Below are 15,126 nucleotides of genomic sequence, written 5' to 3'. Positions count from 1 at the left end.
GGCGACCGGCCACTGCCGCCTGGTCACCCGTGCTGCGCATGCCGCGGACCGACGCCGAGCGGTAGCGAGCGCTGCGGCGGCGCGGAGTGAGTCCCACACCGCGAGCGGACGACGCCGCTCCCGGAACCGAACCTGCGCGGATTCGGTGGTTCGGCCTGCCCAGCGGTTTGGCGGCGGGCGAACCGGTCCGCGCGCCCGCCGACTGAAGGAACACCCCCGACATGTCCGCACTGGCCAGGCTGAGCCTCGTCCACCGGAGCCTCGTGGCGCTTATCGCGCTCGTGGTGGCCGGGTTCGGGGCGGTCGCCGTACCCGCGCTCAAGCAGCAGCTGCTGCCGCCGATCGAACTCCCGATGGCCTCGGTGGTGGCCGCCTATCCGGGCGCCTCCCCCGAAGTGGTCGAGCAGCAGGTCACCGTGCCGCTGGAGGACAGCCTGCGCGGCGTTCCCGGCATCACCGGCACGACGTCGACCTCCCGCGAGTCGTCCGCCTCGGTGCGGGTGGAGTTCGAGTACGGCACCGACATCGACGCTGCGCTGGGGCAGCTGCAGCGTTCGGTGTCGCGGATCGAGTCGCAGCTGCCGGAAGGCGTCGAGCCGCAGGTCGTCGCGGGCAGCACAGCGGACCTGCCGGTCGTGACGCTGGCCGCCACCTCGCCCGGTGACCAGCAGCAACTCGCTGCCCGGTTGGACGGGCGGGTCGTGCCGGAGCTGGAGGGCATCGACGGGGTCCGGGACGCCTCCGTGTCCGGAACCCGGCAGCAGATCGTCACGATCGCCCCGGACAATGCGAAGCTCGCCGCCGCGGGGCTGTCCCCCAGCGCGCTCAGCACCGCTCTGCGCGCGGCCGGTTCGCCGGTGCCCGGCGGCACGTTGACCGAGCAGGGGCAGACGCTGATCGTGCAGACCGGACACGCGCCGAGCACCGTCGAGGACCTGCGGAACCTCTACCTCAGCCCCAGCCAGGCCGGGCCCAGACAGCAACCCGTGCGGCTGGGCGACGTCGCGGAGGTAACCGCCGAACTCGCCGCCCCGACGTCGCTGACCAGGACAAATGGCCAGCCGAGCCTGGGTGTGTCGGTGACCATGAAGCCCGACGGCAATGCGGTCACCATTTCGCACGAGGTGCGCGACCGGCTGCCGGAGCTGACCACCGCGCTCGGTCCGGGTGCCGCCCTGACCGTCGTCTTCGACCAGGCCCCGGCGATCGAGAAGTCGATCGAGAGCGTGACCACCGAGGGCCTGCTCGGGCTGGTCATGGCGGTCGTCGTGATCCTGGTGTTCCTGTTGTCGATCCGATCCACGCTGGTCACCGCGGTGTCGATCCCGCTGTCGGTGCTGATCGCGCTGATCGCGCTGTGGACCGGCGACCTGTCGCTGAACATGCTCACGCTCGGCGCACTGACCATCGCCGTCGGCCGCGTGGTGGACGACTCGATCGTGGTGCTGGAGAACATCAAGCGGCACCTCTCCTACGGCGAGGACAAGCGCCGGGCCGTGCTCGGCGCGGTGCGCGAGGTGGCCGGGGCGGTGACCGCCTCGACCCTGACCACGGTCGCCGTCTTCCTGCCGATAGCGCTGGTCGGGGGCATGGTCGGCCAGCTGTTCAACTCGTTCGCGATCACCGTCACCGTGGCGCTGCTGGCGTCGCTGCTGGTGTCGCTGACGGTGATCCCGGTGCTGGCGTACTGGTTCCTCCCAACGCCCGCGCGGCACGTCGACGCCGAAGCCGTTCGCCGCGAGGCCGAGGAGCGCGAGCAGCGCAGCCTGCTGCAACGCGTCTACGTCCCGGTGATCGCCTTCGCCACCCGTTTCCGCTGGAGCACAGTCGCGATCGCCGTGGTGATCCTGATCGGCACGCTCGGGTTGGTTCCGCTGCTGCAGACCAACTTCCTCAGCCCCGCCAACCAGAACACGCTGCGCATCAGCCAGCAGCTGCCCGCCGGGAGCAGCCTGGAAGCCACCGATGCGGCGGCGCAGCAGCTGGAGAACGTGCTCGCCGACTTCCCGGAGATCGAGTCCTACCAGGTCAGCATCGGCGGCGCGGGCGGACCGTTCGGCGCGATCGCCAGCCTCATGGGCGGCGGCAGCGGCGCCTCGACGGCCAGTTTCTCGCTGACGCTCGCCGAGGACGCCGACTCGACCGAACTGTCCGACGAGATCCGGAACCGGCTCGCCGGGCTGACCGACGCGGGCAAGATCACCCTCGACCAGGACGGCGGCGGCGTCGGAGGCACCAAGCTGCAGGTCATCGTGCAGGGCTCCGACCAGACCGAACTGGCTGCGGCGGCGGACGCGGTGCAGCGCGCGATGAGCCAAACCCCGGGCGTCAGCGATGTCAGCAACAACCTCGGCGACAGCGCGCCGCGCATCGACGTCAACGTCCGGGACGCCGACGCCGCGCGCTACGGGCTGACCGAGGCGACCATCGGGCAGGCGGTCGCGCAGGCGATGCAGGGCACCACGCTGACGCAGCTGACGATCGACGGCACGCCGCACGACGTGGTTCTCCGGGGCGGCGACGCGCCTGCCGGGCTCGATGAGCTGCGGGCGCTCCCGCTGCCTACCGCCACCGGCACGGTGCGACTCGACCGGGTCGCCGATGTCGGCCAGGTCGACGGGCCGCAGGAGCTCACCCGCACCGACCGCGACCGCAGCGTCACCGTCAGCGGCAACGTGACCGGAGCGGACCTCGGCGCGACCACCGCCGACCTCCGGGAACGGCTCGCCGGCCTCGACCTGCCAGCCGGGGCGACCTACGAGATGGGCGGCGTCAGCGCCGACCAGGAGGAGGCGTTCGGGCAGCTCGGCCTGGCCCTGGCGGCGGCCATCGCGATCGTCTTCCTGATCATGGTCGGCACTTTCCGCAGCCTGGTCCAACCGCTGGTACTGCTGGTGTCGGTGCCCTTCGCGGCGACCGGCGCGATCGGGTTGCTGCTGGTCACCGGAACCCCGCTGGGCGTGCCCGCGCTGATCGGCATGCTGATGCTGGTGGGCATCGTGGTCACCAACGCGATCGTGCTGGTGGACCTGATCAACCAGTACCGGGCGGACGGGGCGAGCATCCGGCAGGCCGTGATCGACGGTGGTCGGCGGCGGCTGCGCCCCATCCTGATGACCGCGGCGGCCACCATCTTCGCCCTGCTCCCGATGGCCATCGGGATCACCGGCGGCGACGGCGGGTTCATCGGCAAGCCGCTGGCCATCGTCGTCATCGGCGGGCTGGTCAGCTCCACGCTGCTGACCCTGGTGCTGGTGCCGACGCTGTACACCGTGGTCGAGACGGTCAAGGAGAACGCGCGGCACCGCCGCGAGCAGCGGCGGGCCCGTGCCGCGGCGAACGGCGCTGCCGAGCCGGCGGCCGTGCTGCTGGCGCAGCTCGAGCGGGAGAACGCCGAGCTCCGCCAGAGCAACGAATCGCTGAAGCAGGACTCCGTGCGGCTGACGAAGGAACTCGAAGGGCTCCGCCCGCAGGAGAAGTGATCGCGATGCCGTGCGCCGGGCGCGACCCGGCGCACGGCAGGTCACCCAGCGGAGACGGGTTCGGAGCGTTCGGAGCGGGCCTCGGGCCAAGGGCGGGATCGGTCCGCGAGCTTTGCCATCCTCCGGGCGGCTGGAGTTATCCGTCGGATTCCAACTAGCAACGCTAGTTGGCTGCTCCCCGGCGCCGGGGTTCCTGCTGCATAGACCCGCCCTACGACTGGAGGTCTCCACAGACGCCACGGGGCACAGCGGAACCGCCTCGCGGTTGTGCACCACGCACAGATAAATTCCATTGTGGACGAACGTTTTCCCCTGCCTGCTAGGCCAAATGAGCGGTTCCCGACGTGGCGCGGTTCATATCCACTTCGGGAACAGCGGGGCTCCGGACTACTGTTGAACCCGTCTGGGGAGCGCCAGTGACAACCGCTTCCTGAATCGTTCTCGAACACCGGAATGTGACGCGCACCGCTGTGCGCCCGGCCGACGAGAACGCGACAAACCGTCCGGCACGTTCGTTTCAAGGGGAGACTTCCTTGCCCATTGCCCTGTTGGCCCTGGCCATCGCCGCATTCGGGATTGGAACGACCGAGTTCGTGATGATGGGCCTGCTGCCCGAAGTCGCCACCGACCTGCAGGTGTCGATCCCGGACGCCGGAGGCTACATCTCGCTGTACGCGCTCGGCGTTGTCATCGGCGCACCGCTGCTGACCATGCTGGGCATGCGGTTCAAGCGCAAGACGTTGCTGCTCAGCATGCTGGTGCTGTTCACCGCCGGGAACCTCTGCTCGGCGTTCGCGCCGACGCACGACCTGCTGCTCGGCGCCCGGTTCCTCGCGGGCCTGCCGCACGGCGTGTTCTTCGGCATCGGTGCCGTGGTCGCCGCGAGCCTGGTCGCCACCGACAAGCGCGCCCAGGCCATCTCGATGATGTTCATCGGGCTCACCGTGGCGAACATCGTCGGCGTCCCGGTCGGCACACTGCTCGGCCAGGCACTCGGCTGGCGCTGGGCATTCGGCCTGGTCGCGGTGATCGGCGTCATCGCGCTGGCCGCGGTCGCGGCGCTGGTGCCCGACCAGCCCAAGCCCACCGACGTCAGCGTGCGCGGCGAGCTGCGCGCGTTCCGCCGCCCGCAGGTCTGGCTGGCGTTCGCCGTCGTCGTCTTCGGCTTCGCCGCGACCTTCTCCTTCTACAGCTACATCAAGCCGGTGCTGACCGACGTCACCGGCTACACGCCGACCGCGGTCACCCTGCTGCTGGCGCTGTTCGGCGTCGGGATGACCGTCGGCACCGCGGTCGGCGGGCGGCTCGCCGACCGGGCTCCGATGAAGACGCTTTACATCTTCCTCGGCGCGCTCGCGGCCTGCCTGGCGCTGTTCGTGGTCACCTCGCACAGCGCGGCGCTGGCGCCGATCACGGTGTTCCTGATCGGCGCGACCGGGTTCGCGGCGATCCCCAGCATCCAGGCGCGGATCCTGGACCAGGCCAAGGAGGCCCCGGCGCTGGGCTCGGCGAGCATCCAGTCGACCTTTAACATCGCCAACTCGCTGGGCGCCTACCTCGGCGGCGTGGTGATCGCCGCGGGCCTGGGGTTGACCGCGCCGAGCTGGGTGGGAGCCCTGCTGGCGGTGGTCGGCCTGGGCTTCGCGCTGGTGTCCGGCTGGCTTGACCGGCGGCCCCAGCGGTCCGAGGTCCTGGTCTCGCACCGCGCCGTGCAGTCCACCAAGTCGATCGAGGTCGGCTGAGGGCTTCCCGCTGGGCAGATCCGCTAGCCGGGGCTTACCGCACCGAATACGGTGACCGCAAGGCGAACACCAGCCCGCGATTCTCGGGACGAACAATCCGACATCGGTGGAGGAAGACACCCTCATGACACAGGTTCCGAACATCACGCTCAACACCGGCGCAGCGATGCCGCAGCTGGGCTACGGCGTCTTCCAGGTCCCGGCCGACCAGGTCGTCGAGCAGGTGCTGGCGGCACTGGAGGCCGGGTACCGCAGCATTGACACGGCCGCGATGTACGGCAACGAGGAGGGCGTGGGCAAGGCGATCGCCGAATCGGGTCTCAAGCGCGAGGAACTGTTCGTCACCACCAAGCTCTGGAACGACTCGCAGGGCTACGAAAGCACGCTGACGGCCTTCGACGAGAGCCTCACCAAGCTCGGGCTCGACTACGTCGACCTCTACCTGATCCACTGGCCGGTCCCGGCCAAGGACCGCTACGTCGAGACTTGGAAGGCGTTCCAGCAGCTGCACGCCGACGGCCGCGCCAAGGCGATCGGGGTATCGAACTTCCAGATCCCGCACCTGCGCCGGTTGTTCGAGGAGACCGACGAGGTGCCCGCGGTCAACCAGATCGAACTGCACCCGAACCTGCCGCAGGCCGAGCTGCGCGCATTCCACGCCGAGCACGGCATCGCCACCGAGGCGTGGAGCCCGCTGGGTCGGGGCAAGGGCCTGCTCGACGATGCGTCGCTGGGTGCGCTGGCCGAGAAGTACGACAAGAGCCCGGCGCAGATCGTGCTGCGCTGGCAGGTCCAGCTGGGCAACATCGCGATACCGAAGTCCGTCACGCCCTCGCGGATCAAGGAGAACATCGAGGTCTTCGACTTCGAGCTCGCCGATGATGACGTCGCGGCCATCACGGGGCTGAAGACCGGCGTCCGCATCGGCCCCGACCCGGACGTCTTCGGCGGCTGACCTGCAGCCCGGAAGCCCTCCTCGCCGACCGGGCGGGAAGGGCTTCTTACTGCCGCGAAATCGCCGACAGGTTCAGGCGACCTGGACCTGGGGTTGCCGGGCGAGGCGAAGGACATCGCTGCCGGAGCGCAGCGAGGCCACCTGGCTGCGCGTCGCCAGCCACCTCGGGAACCTCGCCAGGCGCTGCAACGGGGTGCTGCGCTGCGCCGAAGTCAGCGCCGCGGTGCGCGACACCTTCAGCGCGCGCGGTCGCCGCTCCTGCTCGTAGGCCCGCAGCAGCTCCGCCGGTTCGCGGTCCACATTGGACAAGAACTGGGTGAGCAACCAGGCGTCCTCCAACGTCTGGTTGGCCGCCTGCGCCACGGCGGGCGGCATCGCGTGCACCGCGTCGCCCAGCAGCGTGCTGCGCGGGCCGCCCCAGACCTGCGGCACCTTGTGCCGGATGTGCGGGAAGAACCCGAGGTCGTCGTCGGTGACCGAGGCCAGCAGTTCCTCAACCGGGTCCGGCCAGCCGCCGAAGACCTGCCGCAGATCGGCGACGGACAGCACCGGGTCGCCGTCCTTCCAGGGCATGTCGAACCACCAGTGGAGCAGCCCGTCGCTGGTCGGGATGAGGCCGCAGTGCGCGTTGCGGCCAGCGATGTTGAGCGTCTGGTGACCATGCGCGATCGGCAGGTCGCTGCGGGTCAGGCCCTGCCAGCTGGCCCAGCCGGTCGGCCGCGCCGGGTCACCGCCCAGCACCTCGCGGCGCACCACCGAACCCTGGCCGTCGGCGCCGATCAACACGTCCCCGGCGGCCGAGCCGCCGTCAGCGAACTCGACGACGACGTGGTCCGGGTGCTCGGTGACGCCGACGCATCGGCGGCCGAAGTGCAGCACACCCGGCGGCAGTGCGGCGGCCATCTCCGCGATCAGCGTGCGGCGGGGGATCTGCACCGTCGGCGAGCCCAAGCGCTCGGTGACCTCGCCGAGGTCGGCCTCCCAGAGCAGCCGACCGGTTTCGGTGACCGACCGGAGGCTGTGCAGCGGACGGCCCGCCGCCTCGATGTCGACGCCGAGTTCGCGCAGCGCAGCGGTTCCGTTGCTCCACACCGTGATGCCCGCACCGGTGGTCCGCAGGGCGTCCGCGTGCTCGAAGACCTGCACGTGGTGGCCCTTGTCGATCAATCCGTTGGCGATGGCGAGTCCCCCGACTCCGGCCCCGATCACGAGAACCCGCATCGTCTCCATCCGTCATCCCCGACGTCGGTTATCGAGCTCGAGTTTATCCACTCGACCGGAAATACCGAATTGTCCTTGCTCACACACAGCGAACATCCCGATTGCCTGGCCAGCGAAGATGGTTGAAATCACGACTAGGCACGATCGCATTCGCAAACTATGTTGCGTGCATGAGCCCGCGCGTCGCACCCCCGTTCCGCGCCGACCACGTCGGCAGCCTGCTCCGCCCGCAGCGTCTTCTCGACGCCCGTGACGAACACGCAGCAGGCCGCATCGACGACGCCGAACTGCGCCGGATCGAGGACGAGGCGATCACCGAAGTCGTCGCCATGCAGGAAGAGGTCGGCCTGCACGGCGCCACCGACGGCGAGTTCCGCCGCAGCTCGTGGCACATGGACTTCCTCTACCAGCTCGACGGCGTCGAGAAGGTGGCGGACTCCGACCTCAAGGTGCAGTTCCACAACGAGCAGGGCGACATCGAGTTCGCCACCCCCGGCCTGCGGGTGACCGACCGGATCGGGCTGAGCTCGACGATCTTCGCGGACGCGTTCACCGCGCTCGCCGAGCGCGTGACCACCGCAACACCGAAGCTGACCATCCCGTCCCCGGGCATGCTGCACTACCGCGGCGGCCGGGCGGCCATCGACGAGACCGCGTACCCGGGCCTGGCCGAGTTCCGCGCCGACCTCGCCGCGGCCTACCGCGCCGAGGTGCGCGCGCTGGCCGATCTCGGCTGCCACTACCTGCAGCTCGACGACACGAGCCTGGCGTACCTGAACGACCCGAAGCAGCGCGCGCAGCTGGCCGCGCGCGGCGACGACGCCGAGCACGCGCACCTGCAGACCATCGCGCTGATCAACGACTCGCTGCGTGGCCGGCCGGACACGCTGTCGGTCACCACCCACCTGTGCCGCGGGAACTTCCGGTCCTCGTGGGTCGCCGAGGGCGGCTACGACTTCGTCGCCGAGGCGCTGTTCAGCGAACTCGAGGTGGACGGGTTCTTCCTGGAGTTCGACGACGCGCGCTCCGGCGGCTTCGCGCCGCTGCGGTTCGTGCCGAAGGGCAAGGCCGTGGTGCTCGGGCTGATCACCACCAAGCGCGGCGAGCTGGAGTCGAAGGACGCGCTAAAGCGCCGGATCGAGGAGGCCGCCAAGTACGTCGACCTCGACCAGCTGTGCCTCTCGCCGCAGTGCGGCTTCGCCTCCACCAAGGACGGCAACGCGCTGAGCTACGAGGAGGAAGTGGCGAAGTTGCGACTGGTCGTGGAAACCGCCGCCGAGGTTTGGGGCTGAGCCCGCTCGGACCGGCAGGGGGCACTCCACAGTTTCAATTGAAACTGTGGACCCCGGGGTGGTCCGCGAGGTTTCAATTGAAACTGGGGACCACCCGCGGCCGGCGCGGGCGTCAGGCGGCTTCCAGAAATCTGCCTGCGACCAGGCCGGGATCGTCGGCTCCGTCGAACCGCACCCAGAGGACCGGACCGCCGAAGACTTCAGGGAGACCGGTGGCGGTCTCCACCACCGTGCCGACCTGATCACGGAACCGGCCGAACGTGGCGCGCACCCGCGTGCCTGGTTCAAACGGGCTCGATGATTGCTCCATGAGGGGGGACGTTACGTGGCCGCGGCCCACAACGGAAATCGCCACCTCCTCGAGCCCGGATCACCGCGCTGACCTGCACAGTTTCCGGAATGGGAGGATGCCCCGGAGCGCGCTGCGCCGCCGTGGCGGGCGTCACTGGACAAGGGAGACCGATGCGGACGATCAAGCGGCCGGGTGAGCACGAGCTGGAGGTGAAGAAGTCTCGTTTCCTGTGCGCGCTCGCGCGGGTGACCACCGAGGCGGAAGCGCGGGAATTCATCCAGCAGCGCCGCCGGCTGCACCACGACGCGCGGCACCACTGCTCCGCGTTCGTCCTCGGCGACTCCGGGGAGTTTCAGAAGTCCAGCGACGACGGCGAGCCGGCGGGCACGGCGGGTGTGCCGATGCTGGAAGTGCTGCGCCGCAACGAGATCACCAACGCGGTCGCGGTGGTGACCCGCTACTTCGGCGGGATGCTGCTCGGCGCGGGCGGCCTGGTGCGCGCCTACGGCGGCGCGGTGTCGGCCGCGCTGGACCACGTGGGCCTGCTCGAACGCCGCCCGGTCCGCACCGTGACGACCACGGTGGACTACCTGCTGGCCGGAAGGCTGGACAACGACCTGCGCTCGGCGGGATACCAGGTGGCGGACACGGACTACCAAGCCGAGGTCCGCTTCCGCATCAACGTCCCGGAGTCCGAAGTGGACACCTTCCGGACCTGGCTGGCGGAAGCCACGGGCGGGGCCGCCGAAGGAGAGCTGGGCGACCTCACCTACGCCGAAATGGAACCCTGATCCCGTACCGCCGTTCGGCCTAATATTTTGGCGACGCGTACCGGGGCCCGTTCGAAGAAAGCGTGGCTCGGCTGCGGGAAGAACACCCCGAACTCGCGCAAGCTGAAACGCAGCGTTCAACGCCTCGAACAGCGCAAGTTGTTCATTGCGATCGTCGCCGTCGGCCACCGCTGTTACTCGAGATCATGATTCGCGATCTGGTGCTGTGCCCGCAGGCTGATCGTGGCCGTCGAAACCGGAGACAGAGTTGCGTAGTCATGAACGTTACGGCCCCTCGATCTGAGCGCGAAACCCAGCAAGTCGCTCAGTCCACTGTGTACGTTCCGAAGAGGCGGTCCAGGTGATAGTCGATCGATCTGATCGCTTCTTCGCTAGTGCGTTGCCCCAGGAGCAGGCCCACCGATAGGCCGTCCGGGATCAGGAGCAGGGCTTCGGCTTCTCTTTCCGGGTTCCGGTCGGCCGGCAGTTCTCCGGCTTCCTGCGCGAACCGGAGCTCGCCAGCCACCCATGCTTCCAGTCGCGGCCACTGCTCGCGGTAGTGCTCCGCCAATTCCGGCGACGCCAGTGCTCGCAGGAAGAACGCCACGTGCGTCAGGTACTCCATGCGGCTGTCGTCGGACAACGCCAGCATCTCGAGCATCAGCGTCCGCATCACCACCCGCGCCTCCGGCCGCGTCGGCATGCTCGTCAGCTGCCCCACGATCCGCTGCTCGGCGCGTTTGTTCACGTGGTTCATCGCGAAGGTCAGCATCTCGTCCTTCGACTTGAAGTAGTGCTGCACCGCGCCCATCGAGACGCCTGCTTCCGCCGCGACGTCACGCAGGCTCACCGCTTCCAGGCCGCCTCGGCTGGCCAGCCGCATCAGCGCCTCGGCGATCTGGATCCGCCGGGCCTCGTGGTCCACCTGCTTGGGCACGCTCCTGCACCTTTCCAATGCGACCGCATTGCAAACCGACCGATCAACGGTTTACCATGCACTTGCATCGTAACGCTCCGTAACAGCGGAGGCGAGTTCGTACGACTGGGGAATCCATGACCGACCTACAGCAAGCACCCACCTCCAGAAGGATCACCGCGATAGACGTCATCCGCGGCGTCGCCATCCTAGGCACGCTGGGTACCAACATCTGGATCTTCACCGACCCAGAAGGACCCGCCGGCTCGCTGACCGCGGTGGCCACCGGGACGATCCCCGCGAACATCGAGGCGGCCATCCGCTTCCTCGCCAACGGCAAGTTCCTGGCGCTGCTCACGCTGCTGTTCGGCATCGGCCTGGAACTGCAGTACCGGTCGGCGCTGCGGCGGCGCGGGCGCTGGCCCGGCTGGTACCTGTGGCGGGCGGCGCTGCTGTTCACCGAGGGCCTGCTGCACTACGTGCTGATCTTCGAGTTCGACGTGCTGATGAGCTACGCGGTGACGTCGATGCTGGTCGCGTACCTGATCGGCCGCAGCGAGCGGGCGATCAGGGGCTGGACGATCACGATGGCCTCGCTGCACGTCGCGTTCATCGGCGTGTGCACGTTCGGCCTCCTGAGCGGACACGCATCAACCGGCGGTGGCGGCGAGCCGTCGCAGCTGTACGCCTCCGGCAGCTACCTCGACCAACTCTCGTCGCGGATCGCCGACTGGGGGACCTACCGGAGCGAAGCGATCTTCATCATCCCGATGTCCACGGCGCTGTTCCTGATCGGCGCCCGGCTGTACCGCGCAGGTGTGTTCGCGCCCGAGGGGCAACGGCTGCGGAACCGGCTGATGCTGTTCGGGTTCGGCCTCGGCGTGCCGTTGAACCTGGTCACCGTTTACGCGGGGCACGGCTGGTTCATGGTGGACCGCTACATCCTGCCGCCGATCATCGCGCTGGGCCTGCTCGGCCTGATCCCCTCGGTGGTCGGCGCTATGCGCGGTGCCCCCGGGCCGCTGCACCGGGGACTGACCTCGGTCGGCCGAACGGCGTTGTCCTGCTACGTCTTCCAGAACCTCGTGGCGACGATCCTGTGCTACGGCTGGGGATTCGGCCTGGCAACGCGCTTCGACTGGGCCCGCCCGTGGTGGGTCCTGGTGATCTGGGCGGCGATCTGCGCAACGTTCATGGCCCTGTCGACGTGGTGGCTCCGGCACTTCGAACGAGGCCCCCTCGAAGCGGCCTGGAACTGGGCCTACAAGCTCCCCCAACGGTGACCACGGGGCCGTGAGTCTTGGTCAGCCATAGCAGGCAGCTATGGCTGACCAACAGACTCACGGCTTTTGACCGGCCAAAACGTCCGTCACCTGCGGAAGTGATCCGCCTTCACAACAGCGAGGAACCGCGCCCAAGCCCCCGAGACACGGCTAACGTCCCACCGTCCCGATCCTTCGTGTCCCTGACGCCCACCAGCCCCGGGGCGAAGCCGACCTCGACGCAACCCGTGTTGCGGCCGTTGTAGGTGCTCTTGCGCCAGCTTGCTAACGGGTATGTCATGCCGTCTCGCTTTCGAACCTCACCGCGTAGTTAGCGATGAGCCGCGCCGACTGCTCCGGGCTCATCGCTACGTCTCCGAGCTTGCTGATTGTCGCTCGGAACGGGGGGGTCTTCGGCAGGCTCGTTCAGCAGCAATCCTGAGTTGTGCGCCCCGACATATATGTTCGCGTTGCCCCGGACGAACTCCTAGCAACCCAAAAGACCAAGACCGGGGTGGCCAGGTCCACCTTGCGCCGTGGCGCTGCCGACCAGCATCGTCACAGCTCCGGGGACTTCCGTTGGAATCGCAGGGCATTGCAGGCGAAGACGCTCGCGGCTCCCAGGACCGCACCAAGGAGGTACCCCGCCAAGACGTCGTGCGGGTAGTGGACGCCGACGAAGATCCGCGAAAACCCTTCGAGCAGCGCGAGAAGCACCACGATCGCCGTGATGCGGCGCCACAGCATCGCCAGCGCCACGGCGACGGCTGCGGCCGTCGCCGAGTGGCCGCTCGGCAAGGACCAGATGCTAACGTCGGCGCAGTTCTCGACCGTGCCGCCCGGGATCGTCATCGCCCGGCACGGCCGGTCCTGCCTGCTGAAAGACGTCCTTGACCAACCCGGCGGCCACCCAGGCGGCCCCGCCCGCCAGCAGCGGCGCGACCAGGACCGCCAGCCGCCGGTCCGCTCGCCACCACGCGACCAGCGTCAGCAGCGCGAACACCGCCAGCAGCGCCTGGGTGCCGAACAGCGCGAGGGCGTGCACCCAGTGCGGTGTCGAAGTCGCCCACTCCGCGATCGCCAGGTACCACTCCGCGCTCAGTTCCAGCAGACTCCGCACCAATCCGACATTACCGACCGGCGGCCGCCCCGTTGGCTACGGATCATGATAAGGATTGCGCGACGGTGTGGACATGTTCGGTGAGACGGTTGAAAGTTGCTGTCTTCGCCTGCTTTCCGACGGTTGGTGTGCCTTACCCTGACTCGGCTGGGTAGTCGACTAGGAGGTGGTCGTGCGTTCACTTCTCCTCGTCAGCACCATCATCGCCACGCTCGCATCCCCGGCCCACACCAGCGAACGGGAGTCGCTGGATCCGCTACTCCGGTCGGCCGCCGAGCGCGTCACCACATCGGACACGGTGGCGGAGGCCAAGTGGGGCACCGGCCAGCCGATCGACGACCCGGCGCGGGAGCAGCAGGTACTCGACGCCGTCGCCCGCAAGTCGCTGGAGCTGGGCATCGACCCGGAGGAAGCGAAGCGGGTCTTCCGGGACCAGATCGAGGCCAGCAAGCTCGTCCAACGCGCCCTGCACGAACGCTGGGCGGCGCACCCCGACGAACGGCCGGCCGAACGCCCCGACCTGGGCGAGATCCGGCCGATCATCGACCGGCTGAACGACGAGATTCTGCTGGAACTGCGCGATACCCGGCAACTGCGCGAACGTCCGGCCTGCGACGGTCAGCTGACCAGCGCCTTCCAGCACGCCCGGACCGACCTGCGGCTGAACTGCCTGCACCAACTCGGCCTGACCCGGGCGATCCCGTCGATCTGCACCCGCCCCTGACCCCAACACCTGCTCCCGGCGCCTGGTCCCAACACCTGGTCCAGTGCCTGGTCCCGGTGCCTGGTCCCGGTGCTATGACCGCAATTTCAGGCTCTCCTGACGTATGTGTGGGTTAAGTGCGCCCGGGGAGGGTGAGTGTCGGGCCGCCGAGGTTGAGCATGACGAGGGCGATCAGGGCCTGGGGCGTGTGGAACCCGAAGGCCATGCGGGTGAAGAGTCTGATCTTGGTGTTAGTGGACTCGATCAGGCCCTGAGACAGCCCGTGCTCCAGGCTGGCCTCGATGGACGCGCGGATGCGGACCACGGACTTGCAGAGCTTCTGGATGGGTTCCAGGGTGCTGCGCCCGGCCTCTTTGATCCAGGCGTCGAGGATGCGTTTGCCCTGCTTACCCCTGGCTTGGAAGACGATGCGGAGTTTCTCTTTGAACGCGTAGGCCTCGTGGAGGCGGGGGCTGGAAGCCGTGATCCACTTCAGGGTGAGGCTTTGGTCCTGGGTGAGGTTGTCGGGATTTTTCAGCAGGGAGTAGCGGGCGTTTTTGAACTCCCTGGCCAGGTCCTGCCGTGGGGTTTCCGGCTTCGGATCATCGGCAGTGGGGCGGCCGACACGACGGTCCTGTTCTGCGCGTTCGGTGTCGGCGAGTGCTTTGAGGGCACGCCATTCCTGGCGGCGGACGGTATCGATGGCGTCGGTGGCCCAGGCCACGATGTGAAACGGGTCGGCGCACAAGATCGCTTGCGGGGCGCGTTGTGTGACCGTCGAGGCGATCCAGTGCGCCGCGTCAGCGCTGACGTGGGTCAAGGCCGCGGTGCGTTCGGGTCCGAGTTCGTCGAAGAACGTGCTCAACGTGGCGGCGCCCAGGCCCGGCGCGGCCCAGATGACCCGACCGGTGTCGTGGTCGACCACGATCGTCAGATAGCGATGGTTCTTCTTATAGGAAACCTCGTCGATCCCGATCTTGCGGACCCCGTCGAGCAGGTCGATCTCAGCGGAGATGTCGGCCCAGACCCGGTCGATGACCGACCCGACCGTTTTCCATGCGATTCGCAGCAACTCCCGCACGGTTGACTTCGAGGTTCGCACCGCCAGCCACGCCACCTGGGCGTCAAAGACAAGCGTGTGCCCGGCACCATGCCGAGCCCAGGGCACCCGAGCCACAGTCACCCCGTGCTCGGCACAGCGCACCCTGGGCGCGTCGGCTGCCAGCCACATCTGCGTCAGCCCGCAATCCACACTCCGCCACTCACGGCGCCTCCCGCCGTCGTATCCAGGGCTTCTCCGACCGCACCGGCCGCACCGGTCATGCTCGCCCTTACGGCGGCTGGGCCGCACATGCAGCACTACCCGCTCAG

Annotated in this window: 14 protein-coding genes; 7 read left to right on the top strand and 7 right to left on the bottom strand. The window is 68.6% G+C overall.

Annotation, left to right across the window (positions count from 1 at the left end; all coding sequences use genetic code 11):
• Nucleotides 1-221: 221 nt before the first annotated feature.
• The 3 genes from SSPN_RS46525 (at nucleotide 222) to SSPN_RS0129790 (ending at nucleotide 6,179) form a co-directional block, all read left to right on the top strand.
• The gene (locus tag SSPN_RS46525) at nucleotides 222-3,482 is read left to right on the top strand and encodes an efflux RND transporter permease subunit (protein WP_010312244.1); all 3,261 of its coding nucleotides are present in this window, start codon (nucleotides 222-224) and stop codon (nucleotides 3,480-3,482) included.
• Between the two features lie 533 nt (nucleotides 3,483-4,015).
• Nucleotides 4,016-5,224, top strand: coding sequence for an MFS transporter (locus tag SSPN_RS0129795; protein ID WP_029535843.1), 1,209 nt, complete (start codon nucleotides 4,016-4,018; stop codon nucleotides 5,222-5,224).
• A gap of 124 nt (nucleotides 5,225-5,348) precedes the next feature.
• Nucleotides 5,349-6,179, top strand: coding sequence for an aldo/keto reductase (locus tag SSPN_RS0129790; protein ID WP_029535842.1), 831 nt, complete (start codon nucleotides 5,349-5,351; stop codon nucleotides 6,177-6,179).
• 72 nt (nucleotides 6,180-6,251) lie between these two features.
• On the opposite strand, the gene SSPN_RS0129785 is transcribed toward SSPN_RS0129790, so the two are convergent.
• Complete coding sequence (locus tag SSPN_RS0129785) at nucleotides 6,252-7,409, bottom strand: FAD-dependent monooxygenase (protein ID WP_010312237.1); 1,158 nt, start codon at nucleotides 7,407-7,409, stop codon at nucleotides 6,252-6,254.
• 161 nt (nucleotides 7,410-7,570) lie between these two features.
• Here SSPN_RS0129785 and SSPN_RS0129780 point away from each other — a divergent pair, with 161 nt between their 5' ends.
• A complete protein-coding gene (locus SSPN_RS0129780; RefSeq protein ID WP_010312235.1) occupies nucleotides 7,571-8,692 on the top strand; it encodes a 5-methyltetrahydropteroyltriglutamate--homocysteine S-methyltransferase in 1,122 nt (373 codons plus the stop codon).
• Between the two features lie 112 nt (nucleotides 8,693-8,804).
• Here the strand turns inward: SSPN_RS0129780 and SSPN_RS0129775 are convergent, their stop codons facing one another.
• Nucleotides 8,805-8,963: a hypothetical protein gene (locus SSPN_RS0129775; RefSeq protein WP_010312232.1), complete on the bottom strand. Its 159-nt coding sequence runs from the start codon at nucleotides 8,961-8,963 to the stop codon at nucleotides 8,805-8,807.
• 191 nt (nucleotides 8,964-9,154) lie between these two features.
• Between SSPN_RS0129775 and SSPN_RS0129770 the strand changes: the two genes are divergently transcribed.
• Nucleotides 9,155-9,775 (top strand): YigZ family protein, encoded by a 621-nt coding sequence (locus tag SSPN_RS0129770; RefSeq protein WP_010312229.1) that lies wholly within the window; start codon nucleotides 9,155-9,157, stop codon nucleotides 9,773-9,775.
• A gap of 304 nt (nucleotides 9,776-10,079) precedes the next feature.
• On the opposite strand, the gene SSPN_RS0129765 is transcribed toward SSPN_RS0129770, so the two are convergent.
• Nucleotides 10,080-10,691: a TetR/AcrR family transcriptional regulator gene (locus SSPN_RS0129765; RefSeq protein ID WP_010312226.1), complete on the bottom strand. Its 612-nt coding sequence runs from the start codon at nucleotides 10,689-10,691 to the stop codon at nucleotides 10,080-10,082.
• A gap of 116 nt (nucleotides 10,692-10,807) precedes the next feature.
• Between SSPN_RS0129765 and SSPN_RS0129760 the strand changes: the two genes are divergently transcribed.
• On the top strand, nucleotides 10,808-11,953 hold the full coding sequence (locus SSPN_RS0129760) for a DUF418 domain-containing protein (RefSeq protein ID WP_010312225.1): 1,146 nt from the start codon (nucleotides 10,808-10,810) through the stop codon (nucleotides 11,951-11,953).
• Nucleotides 11,954-12,062: 109 nt separating this feature from the next.
• Here SSPN_RS0129760 and SSPN_RS52335 read toward each other — a convergent pair whose 3' ends face one another.
• The 3 genes from SSPN_RS52335 to SSPN_RS49440 form a co-directional block, all read right to left on the bottom strand.
• Complete coding sequence (locus tag SSPN_RS52335; RefSeq protein ID WP_337466364.1) at nucleotides 12,063-12,233, bottom strand: DUF397 domain-containing protein; 171 nt, start codon at nucleotides 12,231-12,233, stop codon at nucleotides 12,063-12,065.
• 257 nt (nucleotides 12,234-12,490) lie between these two features.
• Nucleotides 12,491-12,784, bottom strand: a complete 294-nt coding sequence (locus tag SSPN_RS49445; RefSeq protein WP_010312223.1) for a phosphatase PAP2 family protein — start codon at nucleotides 12,782-12,784, stop codon at nucleotides 12,491-12,493.
• On the bottom strand, nucleotides 12,741-13,052 hold the full coding sequence (locus SSPN_RS49440; protein ID WP_148272054.1) for a hypothetical protein: 312 nt from the start codon (nucleotides 13,050-13,052) through the stop codon (nucleotides 12,741-12,743). Before SSPN_RS49440 ends, SSPN_RS49445 begins: the two co-directional genes overlap by 44 nt.
• A gap of 172 nt (nucleotides 13,053-13,224) precedes the next feature.
• On the opposite strand from SSPN_RS49440, the gene SSPN_RS0129750 reads away from it, so the two are divergent.
• Nucleotides 13,225-13,776: a chorismate mutase gene (locus tag SSPN_RS0129750; RefSeq protein ID WP_237710785.1), complete on the top strand. Its 552-nt coding sequence runs from the start codon at nucleotides 13,225-13,227 to the stop codon at nucleotides 13,774-13,776.
• A 112-nt stretch (nucleotides 13,777-13,888) separates the two neighbouring features.
• Here the strand turns inward: SSPN_RS0129750 and SSPN_RS46515 are convergent.
• The coding region (locus SSPN_RS46515; RefSeq protein WP_044575041.1) for an ISL3 family transposase at nucleotides 13,889-15,126 on the bottom strand (1,238 nt) is incomplete at its 5' end.

The sequence above is a fragment of the Saccharopolyspora spinosa NRRL 18395 genome, assembly GCF_000194155.1.
Lineage (GTDB): Bacteria > Actinomycetota > Actinomycetes > Mycobacteriales > Pseudonocardiaceae > Saccharopolyspora > Saccharopolyspora spinosa.
This window is presented reverse-complemented; position numbering and strand designations above follow the sequence as displayed.